We start from the raw sequence: 18,892 nt of genomic DNA on the forward strand, positions 1-18,892 counted from the left end.
AGAGGTGCTGAACTCGGCGAAGACGCTGTCGTCTGAAAGCACGCGCCTGCGGGCCGAACTGGACCGCTTCATGGCGAATATCAGGGCGGCGTAGGGATCACTCCCTCCCAAACGCCCGCGTCAGCTCTACCTTGGCCTTCTCCAGCCGTTCGCGCTGCGTCTTCGGCAACGTCTTGCCGGCGCGCTTGGTACTCTTGCGTGCGGTGCTGCGCCTCGCGCTGGTCTTCTCGCGTGCTGACGGTTTGCGTGAATGTGTCGTCTTTCTGACATGAGCCATGCGTCAACTCCTTGCGGCTCCAGCGGAAACGGCCGGTATTCGGCGACGTTCCTATTGGAACCTGCCCCTGCCGCGGACGTTGTCGCAGGTGGCAGGCGGAATGCCGCACCCCCCATGACCCAGCAACCCGATGGAATTGCAGCAGAGCCGAGCGCTGAATGATGGACCTGTCGTCTCGGCGGCGGCCGTGACCGATCGCATCGTCGAGACCAGCATTCCCGCGCGGCTCGATGCGCTGCCCTGGAGCGGCTTTCATACCCGCGTGGTCCTGGCGCTCGGGATCACCTGGATTCTCGACGGCCTCGAGGTGACGTTGGCCGGCGCGCTCTCGGGGGCGCTGAAGCAGAGCCCCACGCTGCTCTTTTCCAATCTCGATCTCGGGATCGCCAACTCCGCCTATCTTGGCGGTGCCGTGCTCGGCGCGCTCGGCTTCGGCTGGCTCACCGATCGCATCGGCCGCAAAAAACTGTTCTTCATCACGCTTGCGCTCTATCTCACCGCGACGGCCGCGACCGCGCTGTCGTGGAATATCGAGAGCTACGCGCTGTTTCGCTTCCTCACCGGCGCCGGCATCGGCGGTGAATACACTGCGATCAATTCGACCATCCAGGAGCTGGTACCCGCGCGCTATCGCGGCTGGACCGATCTGGTCATCAACGGCAGTTTCTGGATCGGCGCGGCGATGGGCGCGGTTGCGGCCATCGTGCTGCTCGACCCCGCGTTGCTTGGCCCCGATCTCGGCTGGCGTCTCGCTTATCTGATTGGCGCGACCATCGGCCTCGTCGTGCTGTTGATGCGGATGTGGATTCCGGAAAGCCCGCGCTGGCTGATGATCCACGGCCGTCCCGACCAGGCCCACAAGATCGTCGACGACATCCAGCGTTCGGTGATCGGACACGATCAGGACACGAGCGACGGGCGCTTCGCCAAGATGCGGCTGAAGATGCGCGATCACACGCCGATCAGGGAAGTTGTGCACACGCTGTTCGTCACCTATCGCCAGCGTTCGCTGGTCGGCCTCGTGCTGATGGTGGCGCAGGCCTTTTTCTACAACGCGATCTTCTTCACATTCGCGCTGGTGCTGACCGATTTCTACGGCATCAGCGCCGATCACGTCGGCTGGTACCTGCTGCCGTTCGCGGCCGGTAATTTTTTGGGCCCACTGCTGCTCGGCCGCCTGTTCGATACGCTTGGCCGGCGCACCATGATCACGCTGACCTATGGTGTCTCTGGCGTGCTGCTGGCGGTGTCGGGCTATCTGTTCTCGATCGGCGCGTTGAGCGCGCAGGGGCAGACCATCGCCTGGATGGTGATCTTCTTTTTTGCCTCACCGGCCGCGAGTGCGGCCTATCTCACGGTGAGTGAGACCTTCCCGCTCGAAATTCGCGCGCTGGCGATTGCGGTGTTCTATGCGGTTGGCACCGGCATCGGCGGGGTGATCGGTCCCGCGCTGTTCGGCGCGCTGATCGACACGGGATCACGCAGCAGCGTGTTCGCCGGGTATTTGCTGGGAGCCTTCCTGATGATCGTGGCCGCGATCGTGGCGTGGCGCTATGCCATCTCGGCGGAACGCAAATCGCTCGAAGAAATTGCGCGGCCACTCGCCTCTATGGAGTAATCTCATGAAATCGGAACTGGCGGAAATACCACTGGATCAGAAGCGAGCCATGCCTGACGACGAAACTCCCGACGCGGTGCCGGTGCCGCAAGCGCTGGTCCCGCATCTCCACGAGACCGCGATCCTGCTCGATATCGACGGTACGCTGCTCGACCTGATGCCGACGCCGCGCGAGGTGTGGGTGCCGCCGGGCTTGTCGGAGACGCTCAACCAGTTGACGGAGCGCACGTCGGGTGCGCTGGCGATGGTCAGTGGCCGTTCGCTCAACGACATCGATCTGATCTTCGCCCCCGATGTGTTTCGCGCCGTCGCCGGTCACGGCGCTGAGATGCGCCTGTCGATTGGCAATGAGGCCGACGACGTGCACGCGCCGCCGATGGACAAGGAACTGAAGCGGCGCCTTGCCGCGATCGCAAAGCTCAGCCCCGGAATTCTGCTCGAGGACAAGGGCTATTCGCTGGCATTGCATTATCGTCTTGCGCCGCATGCGGAGAAGGCGATCTACGAAGCCGTCTCGCTGATCCGCGCCGATCTGCCCAATGCGCCGATCGAAATTCTGCCCGGAAAGTTTGTCTGCGAGATCAAGCATTCCGGTTTCACCAAGGCGACCGGCGTGCGCGAATTGATGCAGCATGAGCCATTCAAGGGACGCCGGCCGATCTTCATCGGTGACGACGTCACTGATGAAACCGTGTTCGCGATCATGCCCGACATGAACGGTCTATCTTTCTCGGTCGGCCGCCGCGCGATCGGCGTCAACGGTCACTTCGATGCGCCGAACGATGTGCGCGCGTTCCTTGCGCGCTTGCTCGACGACACAAGGTTGGAATAAGGCGCGGTCACCTCAGAGCCACATTGTTGTCCGCCCGGCTCCAGTGTTCGGGTAATTCACACTGCGAACCAATTGCAAAACGCGGTCTTCCTCAATGAAATCGCTGGGTTCCTTCAACGGAAAACTGGTTCCAACGCGCATGCCTGACTTTGGTTTCATTTCGTAGAAATGATGACAGGAACCATATTGATGAACGGCAGTTAAATGGGGTGGAATGAACAGGAGGGGACGACCTGTGAACTTAGTCGTCGTTTCGAATCGAGTTGCGCGCGGTAAACCCAACGAGCCGATGACGGGTGGCCTTGCGGCTGCCTTGTTGCCTGTCGTGGAGAACTCAGGTGCGATCTGGGTGGGTTCCTCCGGCCGCGTGCGCGACGGCCACCAGAAGGAACCCTTCGCCGAGATCGAGGCGCTGGGGTCGGGTGCCATTGCGACGCTGGATCTGCCGGCGGCACATTACGGTGGCTACTATGAAGGCTTTGCCAATTCGGCACTGTGGCCCGCGCTGCATTCACGCAGCGATCTGATCCGCGTCTCGCGCGACGACTATGTCAGCTATCGCGAGGTCAACGCGTTCATGGCGCGCGCCTTGATGCGATTCCGCAAACCACAAACGGGCTTCTGGGTGCAGGATTATCATTTCCTCGCGCTCGGCGCGGAGCTGCGCGATCTCGGCGTCGATGATCCCATTGGCTTCTTCCTGCATACGCCTTGGCCGGTTGCTGCGGTGATGCAGGGCGTGCCCAATCATCGCGAGTTGATCACGGCGATGCTTGCCTACGATCTGCTTGGCTTCCAGACGGATGAAGATTGCCAGAATTTCCTCGGCTATGCCGCCGGCGAGCTTGATCTCACAATCGAGGACGGTGTCGTCATCTCGCAGCATGGCTGCACGCGCTGTGAAACGTTTCCGATCGGCATTGATGCGGAAAAATTTGCGGCTTATGCCGCGAAGTCGGCGTCGCATCCGGACGTTTCGCGCCTGCGCCGCAGCCTCAACGGCGAGCGGCTCGCGATCGGTGTCGACCGGCTCGATTATTCCAAGGGCCTGATCAATCGCATCAGCGCGTTCGACCGTCTCTGGACTGAGCAGCCGCAGTTTGCGCGCAGCATTTCGCTGCTGCAGATCGCCAATCCTTCGCGTGGCGCGATCGAAGCGTATGGCAACCTCCAGAACGACGTCGCGCGCCTTGTTACCGACGTCAACGGCCGCCATGGCGAAGTCGACTGGACGCCGATCCGCTATCTCAACAAGGGCTTTAGCCAGGCCGTGCTCGCGGGCCTTTATCGCACCGCGCAGATCGGTGTGGTGACGCCGCTGCATGACGGCATGAACCTCGTCGCCAAGGAATATGTCGCTGCGCAAAATCCGGCCGATCCCGGCGTGCTGGTGCTGTCGAAATTTGCCGGTGCGGCCAACGAGCTCGAGACCGCGCTGCTGGTCAATCCGCACGACATCGACGGCATGGCTCGCGCCATCGCGGTCGCCGCCGCGATGCCGCTCACCGAGCGCAAGATGCGCTGGGAGGCGATGATGAAGACGCTGCGCGGTCACACCATCCAGCAATGGTCGGCGGATTTCGTCGCCGAGCTGGAGAAGTGCCGCACCGAGAAGGTTGCAGAGGCACCGCTCGCAGCGCAGCCGCCGCAAGCGTTGCGCTGGCTGAAGTCGGCGATATCGGGCGTGCGGTTGATCTAGATCTTTCTTCCGTTCCCCGTTTTCGCGGGAGAGGCGAGCCTCAATAGCAATACGACACGCTATCCAAAATCGCGCACTGCCGCTTGTTCGGCGCGTTTGGATCATCCATCGGCACCATGCCCTTGCCTTGGCCGACGAACACGCCGGGTCCGACATGCACCGAGCTTTTGTAGCCGATGATCACGCTCTGGTGCGGGGTCGAGCTGGATCTGGTTCCGTCCGGCCAGAGGATGGCATCGCCCGAAAGCACCCCGCGCCGCCCATCGTCGCAGGTTACATCGACGCCCTGCCGGGTGCAGGCCTGTGCCTTGGCCGATGCGGTCAAGGCGGCGCCGAGTGCCAAAACCAGGCTCAGCGCGGCAATGGTTTTGCAGACGGTCATGGCGTCCCCGGTCGTGTTTGGCATCCTTGAGTGAATCGTCGCGCCCAGCCCGCCACAGGTTCAGCCTGAAGTGAGTTCCACGCAGTCTCCGGCGTGCGATATTCCTCCGTAAATACAATATGTTGCGGAAAACTTACCCGATTTACCCGCGATCTCTTGCAAAATCGCCGGCGCCCCTTCAAGAGAAGGCGCTCCGGAGAGATGGCCGAGTGGCTTAAGGCGCACGCTTGGAAAGCGTGTGTGCGGGAAACCGTACCGTGGGTTCGAATCCCACTCTCTCCGCCATCCAGGCCGAAAAGTCATTAATTTTCAGCGCTTCGTGACGGTAGCTGTTCGGCAGCCCATATCCGCGCCCATACTCGCGATCAATGATCAACGGCAGACTTTCGTCGCGCCTTGGCTCCGGGAAACCCTTGATCCTTGCTAACCGCCGGGAACGCGCGGCGATTGGAAAGGGATTTGGCCTTAGCAGGAGTAATCCGGATGCCGAGAGCAAGGAAGACCGGCAGGCAATCCGGATCACGAGAGGCTGGGCGATCGACGTGCTGCAGGAGGTCCGCGCCATCGGCAAAGTCGATGAGGCCGGCTAGGCGTAGGACTGAGCGGACCCGCCGCGAGTTCGCCTTAGATATATCCAAGAAGAATTCCGCCCGACGGCATCTCGGTTAACGAAGCCGTCGCGGAAGTGCTCGTTGTCCTCGATGCGATCGGCGACACCTGCCCGAGTGTCCAGCGGGATAGGTGTGTTGAACGACATTATTCCCGCGGGCGTCGCGGCGCGTCCTTAAGTCTTTCCTTTCCGCTCTCCGGCGCTCCTACTGCGCCTTATCCAGCGCACGCCTGCGCTTTCGCCATTGCCATGTCGCGTTTCGCCCGCCCCCTTTCTACCGCGCCGTCACTCTTGCGGCCCGGCATCCCGCCGTTTCCAATCGCGTTCGAACTCCGCAGCGGCTCCTGCCGCTGAGTCTGCTTCTGTGCGCTTCCCTTCAAGCTGGCGTCCTAAGGGTCAGACTCCGGAACTCTGTTAGCGTTCTTGGCTCCGCACCGGGTACCAAGGAATGAGAGATATAAACAAACGTCCTGGTTGTGATTGGCGCGCTATTAATTATAGATGAAATTGCAGGAACTTGAATCGAAGCTGGTTGGTGCTGGGAGACCGCCAGAAACGCGCTGGGCATGCCGCAAGGGGCGGAGCACAAAGCGCAGGGGGTTGTTCGCTTCTAAATTTCGATAGCTGCACCGCAGTGGTCGTCCCCGACAACGGTCGGTTCGAGGGCGCGGGGGAGAATGTGCTCCGCAAAGTCTCTTGCGCCGGGACAGCGCGTCGACGATCCGAACATCAACCCGTTGCCAAGCGGGATCAGTACCGTGCCAAGAGTGGGAAACCGCCCTCGACCGTAGTCGCGATGACCCAGGATCACGCCCCTGTCGTTCATCAAACGCAGTCAAAAATGCAGTGGGCTCGATGAACCTGACGGTTCGTGACTGGGGTTCAGCTGAGCATTGCTCGCATACGATGCCAAACTCAGATCTCTGGAAATGGATCTCTGGATGGCCACAGCTCTTGCAAATTCGGTAGTACTTGTCCGGCATGTACTCCTTGGACCGACGCACGATGCCGCGACTGGTCCAGATTCGCCCACCAGCGACTACCTCGGCACCTGGAGCGTATTCCCCTATCGCAAGCGCCGCGTCGCGATCGAGCTGGAGAGACGCACCTTGCGCGAAGCGACTCTCGTCGGCCGTCGCACGATTTTCGGAGATCTCAAGACGAATAGAATGAACAGGGAAGCTGTAGGTCGGTATGACCGCTGACCGCGACAACACGGTTACTAAGAACTGGTCGAGAAACTGCGCCTTCTCACGCATTTTCGCAGCAAGGCGATTTGAAGCCTTTCGCTTATCGTCCTCGCTAGACGCTTCATCCATGATGCGACGCTGCTCTGCTGCGGCGGCATCGAGCGCCTGCCACCTCTCTGAGATATCATCAACGAACCGATCAACAACTGACGTGACGTGATTTCTTAAGTCGTCGCCGACGAGACCAACAGTGCTAAGTTCGCCGGGAAGCCAATCATGCAAAGTTTCGGCGAGCCGAACAAAATGCGCTCCCTGCTCTGTCGCAATCCAGGTAGAGAATTCGACTCGAAGCGTCTGTTGATCTTCCCCTGTTAATGAGTCCGAGAAGAACTCTTTCAGTCTTGGAGCCCCCGTACGGTTGCGATTGGTCAATCGACTTTCGAGGAAGCCAGCTAAAACCGTGGATACTTGATGCCTTCGAAAGAAGCTCGGGTTATCCAAAGTGAGGTAAGGAACGGCCGGCTTAGCGTTCAGATAGCTGTGAAGATCGCTGTACTGCGCCTGGTCGTACCGGCTATTTCGCGCGACCAGCAAGGCGGTCGGCGCTACTTGCGCTCTGCGGCCTGCTCGCCCCGCTCGCTGCTGATAGTTGGAAATGCCAGGAGGAACGTTACGGCAGAGAACCGCCTCGAGGTCTCCAATATCGACGCCCATCTCCATTGTCGTCGTGCAACTGAGTAGGTTGAGTTCGCCTTGCCGAAACTTCTCTTCAATGTCAGACCGCAGATCGGGACCGATCGCCGCTGTGTGCTCCCGGGCAAGTGCAGCAAGTGGGGTTCCCGCGTATCTGTTGACGTAGTGACTCGTTCGCGATTTTTGCGAAGCTCGGCCAGATCGGAAAGTGCGCTTGGTGGTGTGCTCGGGCCTACCGCTTTCGCAATCACCGCTATCCACGCTCGATCGACAGATTATTGACCTGCTGCTCCCGCTTGAAGCAGGCGATAAGCTGGACGTGTTCCTAATTCCACGGACCATGTTGGAAGGCGCACCACGCATTGCTGCTCGTAAGCGCAAGAAGATCGAGATGAGGTTCGCACACTTGAAGCGCATCCTGAAGCTTGGTCGGCTCCGACTGCGTGGCCCGCGAGGTGCCCAGGATGAGTTTGTTCTGGCCGCCATCGCCCAGAACCTGAGGCGGTTTGCATCGCTGGTCGCACGACCGCCACCGGCCCAGGCTCTGCGCATCGCGTAGCGTCGAAGTTGCGTAAAATGCGTCAGGGCCAGCGCTTCAGAGCGCGGCTCAACGAAAGACCCAACGGCCAAATCCACTACAGCCGACTTTTGCAACAAAATCGGCCCTTAGCGGACTTACACGGCGACGCCCCGTTGAGGACCGCAAGGCGGACGTTCGTAAGTCCGTCCTGTCCGTCTGCGAGCTCATGTCAGAGAAGCGAGTCGGAGGACTGCGGGCGAAAGCGCGGCGGGGCGCCAGGTAGGCTGCAGGCTTGAGAGCAATTTTGGGGGCTTACGTACAGACGTTCAGGAGATTATAAAGGGCCCTAATCGCCGGCCCGGGTGCCGCCATCCCTCCCAACGGCACATTGATTACGGACGCTACGCAACGGCTCACGGAGAAGGTTCGAACCCAGGTGCTCTCCCTCCGCCATCAGGTCGATATAACGGGCTGAAATCACAAGATATTTTGCGAAAGTATGGCGGTTGGCCTCCAAATTCGTTCCGATATCCGCGTTGATGCGCCGACCGCTGATCATGATCGAAGGCATGTGCGGTTGCATGTTCTGAACAAGTTAGTTCCGGCGGCACGATAGAGTCTCCGGAATGCTCTTCAACTCCTATCAATTCATATTCGTCTTTTTGCCCATCGCGCTCTTGGGCTATTTTTTTATAGGGCGCTTCGGGCCCGTGTTGCCGGTGGTTTGGCTAGCGCTCGCGTCGCTCGTTTTTTACTCGATCAGCAACGCGCAATTTGTAGCCCTGCTACTTGCGTCCGTCGCCTTCAATTATGCCATCGGCTCGCTGTTGATACGGACGCGGCTTGTTGGCGGTCGGCGGTTCGCGGTTCTACTCGGCATCCAGCAACACAGCGAATTCATTTACTTCAGATTTTGATGAGCAAAAGCCTTGCACCGGTCGGATGGCTCTTGGCGTTGTCGGCAACAATCGTCGGCCTCGTCGCCGCTTTCAATTTCGTCGTCGATCCCCTACAACTTTTTCGGCCCGCTATCCTTTACAAGCCGCTCTACTCGTCTGACACCCGAATGCAAGATGCCGGGCTGATCAGAAGCCAAAAGTTTGACACCGTATTTATGGGTACATCGCTGGCGGTCCACTATCGCCAAAGCGAAATCGATGCGGCGCTGGGCGTCAAATCCTTGAAACTGGCGATGTCCGGCTCAAACTCGGTGGAGCAGAGCTTCGTCCTTGCCGCCTCGCTTCAACGTCACCCCAAAAATGTAATTTGGGAGATGGACGACTGGATTTTTCGGAAGTCTCCCACTGTCGACGAAAACCAGTTCTTGCCGGCGGATCTCTATCGGATGAACATTAAGGGCGTCGCTAATTACTTGTTCAGTTTAGACACGGCCCGAGAGGCGTTCTTCACCGTTCTTCGATTCATAAAACCGATGAAGGAGGTTGCACATGCATTGGCAGCCGCACAATACCTGAAATTCTACAATGATCAGGTCAACGAGATAAACACACTGCCGCCCCATCTTGATCTTTCCACCATTTACAACAGCGAGAAAGCACGAGCTTCATTCGCGCACTACGCTAAATTTCCTGCTGAGATCATGGCGTCCTATGATTACGACACGATAGTCAGAAATTTCGAGCGGGATGCGATAACTCTAATTCGAGAAAACCCCCACACCAATTTTCGTATCTTCTTTCCGCCCTATTCGATTCTGCAGACCGTCGCAATGCGGGACTTTGACCCGAAGGCACTTCAGACTTTCTACCAAGCTAACACTTATATACTGGAGCGGTTGGTGCAGTTCCCGAATGTGAAAGTCTATGATTTTCGGGATGCCCAGGAAATAACGCACGACCTCGGCAATTACGCAGATGTTGTCCATCACTCGCCGATAGTAGACCGAAAGATACTTTCACTTATGGCGGCAGATAGTCACTTGGTGAACTCTGAGGCTCCGATTGCGTCGCTCGATGCTCTAAAGAGACAGGTGGAGATGTATCGCTAATTTGCGCTGCTACGAAGCGGTTGCCGCTTCCTCAGTTCGGCGTTGGGACGGTGCACTCGTGCGGGACTGCAATGATTATCGTCGAAAGAACAAAGCCGATGACCTGAACGCGCGCCGGATTTTTGGCGACTCCGGCGGAACGGTTAATCCAGATTGACTCGAATTTTAGCCAATTTACCAATAATCATTAGGGTTACTTCCTCGATCTCTAAGCGAATTATTGTCCGCTTTACCACCCGCCTCTAACGGAGGGACGGCGGACAACGCACATGCCTCATCCAGGCCGATAAGTGCGGCCCGCGTCCCACGCGGAGGTGGCACGATGCGCAACGAGACGATCGCTATTCACGCCGGCTACGAGCCCGAGGCCACCACGCACGCGGTTGCCGTGCCGATCTACCAGACCGCCGCCTATGCCTTCGACAGTGCCGATCACGGCGCGGCCCTCTTCAATCTCGAGGCCGAGGGCTATCGCTATAGCCGCATCGCCAATCCGACTAGCGCCGTGCTGGAGAAGCGCATCGCCCAGCTCGAAGGCGGCGTCGGCGCACTCGCGGTTGCGACCGGCCAGGCCGCACTGCATTTCGCCTTCGTCAACGTCGCCGACCACGGCGGCAACATCGTGTCCGTGCCGCAGCTCTACGGCACCACCCACACGCTGCTCTCTCATATTTTGCCGCGCCAGGGCATCACCGGCCGCTTCGCAGAGAGCGACGCTCCTGATGCGGTTGCAAGGCTGATCGACGAGAACACCCGGGCGGTGTTCGCCGAGACCATCGGCAATCCCGCCGGCAATGTCTGCGATATCGAGGAGCTGGCCAAGATCGCGCATGCCCACGGCGTGCCGCTGATCGTCGACAACACCGTCGCCACGCCCATCCTGCTCAAGCCGTTCGACTACGGCGCCGACATCGCCGTGCATTCGTTGACCAAATTCCTGGGCGGTCATGGCACCACCCTGGGCGGCGCCATCGTCGATTCCGGAAATTTCCCCTGGGCCAAGCACGCCGACCGCTTCCCGGGCTACAACAAGCCGGACGCCTCCTATCACGGTCTCGTCTATGCCGAGCGTTTCGGCAAGACCGCCTACATCGAGCGCGCGCGCAGCATCTATCAGCGCACCATGGGTTCGGTGCTGTCGCCGTTCAACGCCTTCCTGCTGCTCCAGGGCATCGAGACCGTGGCGCTGCGCATGGAGCGCCATTGCGAGAACGCCCGCAAGGTCGCCGAATTCCTGCGCAACGATCCGCGCGTCGCCTGGGTCAACTACACAGGCTTCCCGGAAAGCCCCTATTACCCGCTGGTCCAGAAGTATCTCGACGGTGACGCCTCCTCGCTGTTTACGTTCGGCATCAAGGGCGGCATGGAGGCTGGCAAGGCTTTCTATGATGCGCTGAAGCTGATCACGCGCCTCGTCAATATCGGCGATGCCAAGTCACTGGCCTGCCATCCGGCCTCGACCACGCACCGGCAAATGTCGCCGGAGCAGCAGCGCATAGCTGGCGTGCTGCCGGAAACGATCCGCCTCTCGATCGGCATCGAACATGCGGCTGATATCATCGAGGACATCGACCAGGCGCTGGAAAAGGCTTGTCGGGCCGCGCGTCTTCAGGCGGCGGAGTAGGCAATCGGGCCGATGAGTGTCTTGATCGACAGGGATCAAGGTATCGCAAGCCCGGCGCTGGTGCCGGCCGAGGCTGGCTTCGCGCGCGATTGTGCTGGCGCTGTGCTCAATATCGGCCTGATCAACAACATGCCTGATACGGCACTGAAGGCGACTGAACGGCAGTTCATGAAGCTGCTTCAGGCTGCTGCGGGGCCGCGCCGCATCCGCTTTCACTGCTTCTCGCTGCCGTCGGTGAGGCGATCACCGGAAGCGAAGTGGCATGTCGAGAGCGAATATTCCGATCTCTCCGATCTCAAGCGCCAGAAGTTCGACGGGTTGATTGTGACCGGTGCCGAACCGGTCGCGCCCCAGCTCGATCAGGAGCCGTACTGGCGCGATCTCACCGAGTTGATCGACTGGGCCAGGACCAATACCCGCTCGACGATCTGGTCATGCCTCGCCGCACATGCGGCGGTGCTGCATCTCGATCGTATCGAGCGACAGCGCCTGCCATCCAAATGTCATGGCATCTTCGGGTGCGAGTCTGTAACCGGCGACCCGCTGACACGCGATGCCCCGGCGCCGCTCAAAGTCTCGCATTCCCGTCTCAACGAAGTCACCGAGGGGGATCTCACGCAGGCCGGTTATCAGGTGCTGACCCGGTCGGCCCAGGCCGGCGTCGACGTCTTCGTCCGGCAGTATGACAGCCGCTTCGTGTTCTTCCAGGGGCATCCCGAATATGACGCGCTATCGCTCCAGCGTGAATATCTGCGCGACATCGGCCGCTTCCTCGCGCGCGAGCGAGAGGCCTATCCCGCGCTCCCCGTGAGTTATTTTGACGCACCGACGGAGGAGAAGCTGGTTCGATTCGAAAGGCGAGCGAGGCATCAGCGGCATCCGGCACTGACCAATGAACTGCCGGCGCTGACTCTGCGCACCGATATTGCGGCCGGCAGCGCCGCCGCTGTGCTTTTTCGCAACTGGCTGCGATATCTCGGGGTAGACGCCGAAACTCCCCTGCTGGCGCGTTAACTCCGGGCTGTTGGTTCCGCGTTAGGATTACCCAGGCGTTAGGCTTGCCTCAGACCGCGCGCAAATGTTTCAGTACAGAAATATGGAATTACAGGAAGTGCACCCGTGCTGTCGGCCCTCAACGGACGCTTGAGCAATCGGCTGGCCCGGCATTTCCGCGCCGCGCCGCACCGCTTGCCGGGGCACGCGCCGATGGTGAGCTTCACCTTCGACGACGCGCCCGACAGCGCCGCAGGCGAGGGCGCCTCGCTGCTGGAAGCGCATGGCGGGCGCGGCACCTTCTATCTCGCCGGCAGCCTGATAGATCAGCCGGGAGACCATTGGCACGGCCTGTCGAATGATGCGATCGTTCGGCTGCATAGCGGCGGCCACGAGATCGGCTGCCACACTTTCTCGCATTTGCGTGCGGTCGATCTCGACGAGAGTGCGATGGCGCGCGAGATCGAGCGGAACCGCGACTATTTTCTCGGCATCGACTCCTCGATCCGGCTTGAGAATTTCGCCTACCCCTATGGCCTCGCCTCTGTCTGGCGCAAGCCGCAGCTCGCCCAAAACTTCCGCTCGGCGCGCGGCATCCTTCCCGGCGTCAATAGCGACGTTATCGATCTTCAGTTCCTTCGCGCCTCGCCGCTGGTCGATAGCGAGATCGATACCGATGGTGTCGATCGCTATTTCGACGATGCCGTCGCAAGCGGCGGCTGGCTGATCTTCTACGGCCATGACGTCGTCGATGCGCCGAGCCCTTATGGCTGCACGCCGGCCCTGCTGCGCCACGCGCTGAAGGCGGCCGAGGCGCGCAACATGCCGATCGTGACGGTCGCCGAGGCCTTGCGTCGGATCGAGGCGTAGCTTTTCACCTCTCCTGCTTGCTGGGCAGAAGATGGACTTGCAACGCCCGCGCCGTCATGCGACTGGCCTTGTGACGAATCTCGCAAACCCCCGACACGCCCATGCCCGTCCCTTCCACCGCTCCGCTGCCAGCGCCGGCCGATGGCCGCGATGCGTTGTCAGTGCTGCAGTCGGTGTTCGGCCTGCCTGGGTTCCGAGGCGCGCAAGGCGAAATCATCCGGCATGTCACCGACGGCGGCAATTGCCTGGTGCTGATGCCGACCGGCGGCGGCAAGTCGTTGTGCTATCAATTGCCGTCGCTGTTGCGCGAAGGCTGCGGCATCGTGGTCTCGCCGCTGATCGCGCTGATGCGCGACCAGGTCGCAGGTCTGCTCGAGGCCGGCGTCAACGCGGCCGCGCTGAACTCGTCGCTATCGCTACAGGAGGCCTCCGACATCGAGCGGCGCCTGATCGCGGGCGATCTCGACCTGCTCTATGTCGCGCCGGAACGCCTGGTGACGCCGCGCTGCCTGTCGATGCTGGCGCAGGCCAAGGTGGCCCTGTTCGCGATCGACGAAGCGCACTGCGTCTCGCAATGGGGTCATGACTTCCGGCCCGAATATGTCGGCCTCTCCATCATCGCCGAGCGCTTTCCAAATGTGCCACGCATCGCGCTGACAGCGACCGCCGACGAATTGACGCGGAAGGAGATCGTCGAGCGGCTTCAGCTGACTGATAGCCCGCAATTCGTCTCGAGCTTCGATCGCCCGAATATCCGCTACGAGATTGTCGACAAGCGCAACGCGGTGACGCAGCTCAAGGAATTCATCCGTGAGCGCCACGCGTCGGACGCGGGCGTCGTCTATTGCCTGTCCCGCAAACGGGTCGAGGAGGTCGCTGCCGCGCTCGACGAGGCCGGGATTGCGGCGCTGCCGTATCACGCCGGGCTCGACAGCAGCGTGCGCTCGCGCAATCAGGACCGTTTCCTCAACGAGGACGGCATCGTCATCGTCGCGACCGTCGCCTTCGGCATGGGCATCGACAAGCCGGACGTGCGCTTCGTCGCGCATCTCGACCTGCCGAAGAGCATCGAGTCCTACTACCAGGAGACGGGACGCGCCGGCCGCGACGGCAAGCCGTCGGCCGCCTGGATGGCCTATGGTCTCTCCGACATCGTGCAGCAGCGCCGCATGATCGACGAATCCAACGGCTCGGACGATTTCAAACGCGTCTCGATCGGCAAGCTCGACGCGCTGGTCGGGCTCGCCGAGACCGCGCAGTGCCGCCGCCGGCGTCTGCTCGCCTATTTCGCCGAGACCCTGCACGGCGAAACTTGCGGCAACTGCGATAATTGCCTGACTCCGCCAAAGATGCGCGACGGCAAGGTGCTGGCGCAGAAGCTTTTGTCCTGCGCCTATCGCACCGGCCAGCGTTTCGGCGCGATGCATCTGATCGACGTGCTGATCGGACGCCTGACCGAGAAGGTGACGCAGTTCGGCCACGACAAGCTGTCGGTGTTCGGCATCGGGCGCGAGCTCAACGAGAAGCAGTGGCGCACTGTGCTGCGGCAGCTGGTCGCGATGGGGCATTTGCAGAGCGACAGCGAGGCTTTTGGCGCGCTGAAGTTAACGGACTCCGCGCGCGGCGTGCTGCGTGGCGAGACCGAGGTGTGGCTGCGCGAGGAAGCGCCCGGCACCCGGATCCGGTCAAGCCGCACAAAATCCCGCCGCGGCGACCTCGCGCCGGCGGCCAGCACCCCGCAGGGCGATGTCGATCCCGAATTGCGCGCGCGGCTCAGGTCCTGGCGTTCAGATATCGCGCGCGAGCGCGGCGTGCCGGCCTATGTCGTGCTGCACGATGCCACCATCGACGGCATCGTCCGGGCCTGGCCGACCACGCTGGACGAACTACGCAATGTCCCCGGGATCGGCGACAAGAAGCTCGAGCATTATGGCGACGAGCTGCTGCAGATCGTCCGCACGCGATAGCGCGCGCCTCTCATTCACCCGTTCCGGAATGCATATCCATATCCGTTGAGCGCGGGCGCGCCGCCGAGATGGGCGTAGAGAATCTTCGCGCCCTTCTCGAAATGGCCCTTCTGGGTGAGGTCGATCAGGCCCTGCATCGATTTGCCTTCATAGACGGGATCGGTGATCATCGCTTCTAGCCGTGCGGTAAGGCGGATCGCCTCCTTGGTCTCTTCCGACGGCACGCCATAGGCGGGATAGGCGTAGTCCTCGATCAGCACGACGTCGTCTGCAACGATGTCCTTGTCGAGCTCGACGAGCTTCGCAGTGTTCTGTGCGATCGAGAGCACCTGCGCTTTCGTCTGTGCCGGCGTGAAGGAGGCGTCGATGCCGATTACTTTTCGCGCACGGCCGTCGGAGGCGAAGCCGACCAGCATGCCGGCGTGGGTCGAGCCGGTCACGGTGCAGACCACGATGTAGTCGAACTTGAAGCCGAGATCGGCTTCCTGCTTGCGCACTTCCTCGGCGAAGCCGACATAGCCGAGGCCGCCAAATTTGTGCACGGAGGCGCCGGCGGGAATCGCGTAGGGCTTGCCGCCCGCGGCCTTCACTTCCTCGATCGCCTGCTCCCAGCTCTTGCGGATGCCGATGTCGAACCCGTCGTCGACCAGGCGTACATCGGCGCCCATGATGCGCGAGAGCATGATGTTGCCGACGCGGTCATAGACGGCGTCCTCGTGCGGCACCCAGGCTTCCTGCACCAGGCGGCACTTCATGCCGATCTTGGCGGCGACCGCAGCGATCATGCGGGTGTGGTTCGACTGCACGCCGCCGATCGAGACCAGCGTGTCGGCGTTGGAGGCGATCGCGTCGGGGATGATGTATTCGAGCTTGCGCAGCTTGTTGCCGCCATAGGCGAGGCCCGAATTGCAGTCCTCACGCTTGGCGTAGATCTCGACATTGCCGCCGAGGTGCTTTGACAGCCGCTCCAGCTTCTCGATGGGCGTCGGACCGAAGGTCAGCGGATAGCGTGCGAATTTGTCCAGTCCCATTGGATCATCCCGATTGGCGTTGGTGTCTGGGATGTGGTTAGCATCGCACTGCAAAAAAGTGCTCTCGAATATTGCGCCTGTATTGCAGGAAATCTTGCGAGTATTGCGGATTCTGATAACATTCTTTCCGTAATAGCATCGATTGTCGGAAGATTCTTCCATGTCCGCCCGTCTCGATCGCACCGACCTCAAGATGTTGAGATTGCTGCAGAATAATGGCCGGCTCAGCAACGCCGAGCTGGCCGAAACGGTCGCGATCAGCCCCGCCACCTGCCACCGTCGCACCCAGCGCCTGTTCGAGGACGGCTTTATTGCCGCGGTCCGCGCCATGGTGGCGCCGAAGAAGGTGGCCAAGGGCACGTTGGTGATGGTCGGCGTCGTTCTCGACCGCTCGACGCCGGAGAGTTTTGCGACTTTCGAGCAGGCGATCGCCAGGTTGAAATTCGTGCTCGACTGCCACCTCGTCGCCGGCGACTTCGACTACTTCCTGAAGATCCGTGTCGGCGACATGGAGGACTTCAACCGCATCCATGGCGAGCAGCTGATCGCGCTCCCCGGCGTGAGGCAGACCCGCACCTTCTTCGTCATGAAAGAGGTCGTCGACAGCGCGCCGCTGGAGTTCTGAGCCAGAGCATTTTCCAGCGAAGTGGAAACCGGTTCGCGTTATGAAAACGCGTCAAAACAATAATCTACGGCTATTGATGCGCGATACGCATCATGAGAGGTTCGCCCGATGCAGCCGCTTCCCTTTCGCCAGCATGATCCCGTCGCACCGGCCTACCGGCGCGGCTGGGTCGACGAGGCCATCGCGGCGATTGAGGCCGACCAGTGCCGTACGGCCGACACCCATCTGATTCGTCTGATCGTGCCGGCGCTATCGGGCATCGACCTCTATCTGAAGGACGAGTCGACGCATCCGACCGGGAGCCTGAAGCACCGGTTGGCGCGCTCGCTGTTCCTTTACGCGCTTTGCAACGGTCACATCCGCGAAGGCACGCCCGTCGTGGAGGCCTCGTCGGGGTCGACCGCAGTATCGGAAGCATATTTCGCGCAGATGATCGGCGTGCCCTTCTACGCCGTGATGCCGCGCACGACCTCGGCGGAGAAGATCGCCGCGATCGAGCATTACGGCGGAAACTGCCATCTGATTGACGACGGCCGCGCGCTCTATGCCGAGGCCGCCGCGCTCGCGACCCGGCTCGGCGGCCACTACATGGACCAGTTCACCTTCGCCGAGCGCGCCACCGACTGGCGCGGCAACAACAACATCGCCGAATCGATCTTCACGCAGTTGAAGGGCGAGACGCGTCCGCTTCCGGACTGGATCGTGATGGGGGCGGGGACCGGAGGCACCTCGGCGACCATCGGGCGCTATCTGCGCTATCGCCAATATCCGACGCGGCTGTGCGTCGCCGATGTCGAGCACTCCGCGTTCTTCGATTGCTTCCGCTCGCAGGACCGCTCCCATGTTTGCGAGCGCCCCTCGCTGATCGAAGGCGTCGGCCGCCCACGCTGCGAGCCGTCCTTCGTGCCGGGTGTGGTCGACCGCATGATGAAAATCCCCGATGCGGCGACGATCGCCGCGATGAACGTGCTGTCGCGCCGGCTGCGCCGTGCGGTCGGCGGCTCCACGGGGGCCAATTTCCTGGCGCTGTGCCAGCTCGCTTCGGAGATGCGCAAGGCGGGCCAGACAGGATCGCTCGTGACGTTGATCTGCGATTCCGGGGAGCGTTACCGGCAGACTTATTACGAGCCCGCCTGGCTCGCCGCGCGTGGTCTCGACCCGGCCCCGTTCGAGGCGGCCTTGTCGTCGTTCCTCGATACCGCGCAGCCATTGGCGCTCGCGGTCGAAGATGTCGTCAATCCGCAAAGCAAATGAAGCCGTGAGGGCTCCTAGCGGAGTCTCCTGGCCGTTTGCAAAATTGCACGATCGTCACGGCAACTTCACTTGCCATGCGCGCATACGCGGGTGACGGTCGCCCCTTCTCAACGAGGAGACCTTGCCGTGCGCCTTCCCATTCTCGATCCGAAAGAGCTGACCGACGAACAGAAGCCGCTCTATGCCGACATGCAAGCGGGCATCAAGGACCACTTCAAGGGCTTTGTGAACATGCGCGACGACGGCGCGCTGCTCGGCCCCTGGAATCCCTGGATCCGCGAGCCGCGCTTCGGCGGCCCTGTGTGGGAGCTGGTCAAGGCGATCGCATCGAACCCACTGCTGCCGGCGCCGGTGCGCGAGGTCGCGATCCTCGTCACCGGCTCGCATTTCCGCTCCGGCTACGAACTCTATGCTCACGTGATGGTGGCCGAGCAGCGCGGCCTCTCCGATGAGAAGCTCGCGACCATCGTTGCCGGACAACGGCCGGTCGATCTCACCAAGCAGGAGGCGGTCGCCTACGACATGGCGTCTGCGCTGGTGAGTGGCGGCGTGCTGCCTGAACTGACCTATCGGGCTGCGGTAAAGGAGTTCGGCGAGCATGGTGCCGCCGAGCTGTCCTATCTCGTCGGCGTCTATTGCATGGTTTCGGTCACGCTGAATACGTTCGATGTGCCGGTGCCGGACTAGCCGGATCGTGCT

18 protein-coding genes, 1 tRNA gene and 1 pseudogene are annotated in these 18,892 nt (G+C 61.2%); 15 read left to right on the forward strand and 5 right to left on the reverse strand.

Going from position 1 to position 18,892, the window contains the following annotated elements; all coding sequences use genetic code 11:
• Positions 1–97 precede the first annotated feature (97 nt).
• Complete coding sequence (locus ABIA96_RS22825) at positions 98–277, reverse strand: hypothetical protein (protein ID WP_354139303.1); 180 nt, start codon at positions 275–277, stop codon at positions 98–100.
• A gap of 130 nt (positions 278–407) precedes the next feature.
• Between ABIA96_RS22825 and ABIA96_RS22830 the strand changes: the two genes are divergently transcribed.
• From ABIA96_RS22830 to ABIA96_RS22840, 3 genes are all read left to right on the forward strand, one after another.
• Positions 408–1,895, forward strand: a complete 1,488-nt coding sequence (locus tag ABIA96_RS22830) for an MFS transporter (RefSeq protein ID WP_354139304.1) — start codon at positions 408–410, stop codon at positions 1,893–1,895.
• 4 nt (positions 1,896–1,899) lie between these two features.
• Complete coding sequence (otsB, locus tag ABIA96_RS22835) at positions 1,900–2,727, forward strand: trehalose-phosphatase (RefSeq protein WP_354139305.1); 828 nt, start codon at positions 1,900–1,902, stop codon at positions 2,725–2,727.
• Between the two features lie 235 nt (positions 2,728–2,962).
• Positions 2,963–4,426, forward strand: a complete 1,464-nt coding sequence (locus ABIA96_RS22840) for a trehalose-6-phosphate synthase (RefSeq protein ID WP_354139306.1) — start codon at positions 2,963–2,965, stop codon at positions 4,424–4,426.
• 40 nt (positions 4,427–4,466) lie between these two features.
• Here ABIA96_RS22840 and ABIA96_RS22845 read toward each other — a convergent pair whose 3' ends face one another.
• Complete coding sequence (locus tag ABIA96_RS22845) at positions 4,467–4,808, reverse strand: hypothetical protein (protein WP_354139307.1); 342 nt, start codon at positions 4,806–4,808, stop codon at positions 4,467–4,469.
• 195 nt (positions 4,809–5,003) lie between these two features.
• Here ABIA96_RS22845 and ABIA96_RS22850 point away from each other — a divergent pair.
• A tRNA-Ser gene (locus ABIA96_RS22850) sits at positions 5,004–5,093 on the forward strand.
• A 128-nt stretch (positions 5,094–5,221) separates the two neighbouring features.
• The gene (locus tag ABIA96_RS22855) at positions 5,222–5,398 is read left to right on the forward strand and encodes a hypothetical protein (RefSeq protein WP_354139308.1); all 177 of its coding nucleotides are present in this window, start codon (positions 5,222–5,224) and stop codon (positions 5,396–5,398) included.
• 511 nt (positions 5,399–5,909) lie between these two features.
• Here the strand turns inward: ABIA96_RS22855 and ABIA96_RS22860 are convergent.
• Positions 5,910–7,718 (reverse strand): helicase-related protein, encoded by a 1,809-nt coding sequence (locus tag ABIA96_RS22860; protein ID WP_354139309.1) that lies wholly within the window; start codon positions 7,716–7,718, stop codon positions 5,910–5,912.
• Here ABIA96_RS22860 and ABIA96_RS22865 point away from each other — a divergent pair.
• Positions 7,672–7,860 (forward strand): annotated as a pseudogene (locus ABIA96_RS22865) (transposase); the annotation flags it as partial. The gene ABIA96_RS22860 and the pseudogene ABIA96_RS22865 sit on opposite strands and share 47 nt — an antisense overlap.
• Positions 7,861–8,167: 307 nt before the next feature.
• Here ABIA96_RS22865 and ABIA96_RS22870 read toward each other — a convergent pair.
• The gene (locus tag ABIA96_RS22870) at positions 8,168–8,392 is read right to left on the reverse strand and encodes a hypothetical protein (protein ID WP_354139310.1); all 225 of its coding nucleotides are present in this window, start codon (positions 8,390–8,392) and stop codon (positions 8,168–8,170) included.
• 55 nt (positions 8,393–8,447) lie between these two features.
• Here ABIA96_RS22870 and ABIA96_RS22875 point away from each other — a divergent pair, with 55 nt between their 5' ends.
• The 6 genes from ABIA96_RS22875 (at position 8,448) to recQ (ending at position 15,283) form a co-directional block, all read left to right on the forward strand.
• Entirely contained in the window at positions 8,448–8,738 is a 291-nt protein-coding gene (locus ABIA96_RS22875; protein WP_354139311.1) for a hypothetical protein, read from the forward strand.
• Positions 8,738–9,829 carry a hypothetical protein gene (locus ABIA96_RS22880; RefSeq protein ID WP_354139312.1) on the forward strand — a complete coding sequence of 364 codons (1,092 nt, stop codon included), beginning with the start codon at positions 8,738–8,740 and terminating at the stop codon, positions 9,827–9,829. Before ABIA96_RS22875 ends, ABIA96_RS22880 begins: the two co-directional genes overlap by 1 nt.
• A gap of 322 nt (positions 9,830–10,151) precedes the next feature.
• A complete protein-coding gene (locus ABIA96_RS22885) occupies positions 10,152–11,453 on the forward strand; it encodes an O-acetylhomoserine aminocarboxypropyltransferase/cysteine synthase family protein (protein WP_354139313.1) in 1,302 nt (433 codons plus the stop codon).
• Positions 11,454–11,465: 12 nt separating this feature from the next.
• Positions 11,466–12,467, forward strand: coding sequence for a homoserine O-succinyltransferase MetA (gene metA, locus ABIA96_RS22890; protein ID WP_354139314.1), 1,002 nt, complete (start codon positions 11,466–11,468; stop codon positions 12,465–12,467).
• A gap of 105 nt (positions 12,468–12,572) precedes the next feature.
• Entirely contained in the window at positions 12,573–13,316 is a 744-nt protein-coding gene (locus ABIA96_RS22895) for a polysaccharide deacetylase family protein (RefSeq protein WP_354139315.1), read from the forward strand.
• Positions 13,317–13,417: 101 nt separating this feature from the next.
• Entirely contained in the window at positions 13,418–15,283 is a 1,866-nt protein-coding gene (gene recQ / locus ABIA96_RS22900; protein ID WP_354139316.1) for a DNA helicase RecQ, read from the forward strand.
• 14 nt (positions 15,284–15,297) lie between these two features.
• On the opposite strand, the gene ABIA96_RS22905 is transcribed toward recQ, so the two are convergent.
• Positions 15,298–16,314 carry a 1-aminocyclopropane-1-carboxylate deaminase gene (locus ABIA96_RS22905; protein WP_354139317.1) on the reverse strand — a complete coding sequence of 339 codons (1,017 nt, stop codon included), beginning with the start codon at positions 16,312–16,314 and terminating at the stop codon, positions 15,298–15,300.
• Positions 16,315–16,474: 160 nt separating this feature from the next.
• Between ABIA96_RS22905 and ABIA96_RS22910 the strand changes: the two genes are divergently transcribed.
• From ABIA96_RS22910 to ABIA96_RS22920, 3 genes are all read left to right on the forward strand, one after another.
• Positions 16,475–16,939, forward strand: coding sequence for an Lrp/AsnC family transcriptional regulator (locus ABIA96_RS22910; protein ID WP_354139318.1), 465 nt, complete (start codon positions 16,475–16,477; stop codon positions 16,937–16,939).
• A 108-nt stretch (positions 16,940–17,047) separates the two neighbouring features.
• On the forward strand, positions 17,048–18,193 hold the full coding sequence (locus tag ABIA96_RS22915; protein WP_354139319.1) for a PLP-dependent cysteine synthase family protein: 1,146 nt from the start codon (positions 17,048–17,050) through the stop codon (positions 18,191–18,193).
• A 126-nt stretch (positions 18,194–18,319) separates the two neighbouring features.
• Positions 18,320–18,880, forward strand: a complete 561-nt coding sequence (locus tag ABIA96_RS22920; protein ID WP_354139320.1) for a carboxymuconolactone decarboxylase family protein — start codon at positions 18,320–18,322, stop codon at positions 18,878–18,880.
• The last annotated feature ends 12 nt before the right edge of the window (positions 18,881–18,892 follow it).

Source organism: Bradyrhizobium sp. LB11.1 (assembly GCF_040549385.1).
Classification (GTDB): domain Bacteria; phylum Pseudomonadota; class Alphaproteobacteria; order Rhizobiales; family Xanthobacteraceae; genus Bradyrhizobium.